1 protein-coding gene is annotated in these 290 nt (G+C 38.3%); it reads left to right on the forward strand.

Going from position 1 to position 290, the window contains the following annotated elements; translation table 11 throughout:
- Positions 1 to 58: 58 nt before the first annotated feature.
- Positions 59 to 290 (forward strand): YtoQ family protein (locus A3735_RS09985; RefSeq protein ID WP_197485822.1); only part of this gene is annotated, 232 nt, incomplete at its 3' end.

The raw sequence follows: 290 nt of genomic DNA on the forward strand, positions 1-290 counted from the left end.
CCGATAAAATCACAGGCACAATATATAACATTGAGATGAAATTAGGAAGACTCATGTCATGAAATACAATATTTATTTATCTAGTGAAATTCATAGCGATTGGCGCGAGCGAATTGTGACAGGTTTGGAGTCGAACGGACTGGATGTAGAAGTCTATTCGCCGATCACTAACCATGAAGCAAGCGATGAAGTAGGCGTTAAAATTTTAGGGGAAGAAGAGAATAACTTCTGGAAAGATCACAAAGCAGCAAAAATTAACGCCTTGCGTACTATGACTCTGATTGAAAAGT

Source organism: Oleiphilus sp. HI0061 (assembly GCF_001635675.1).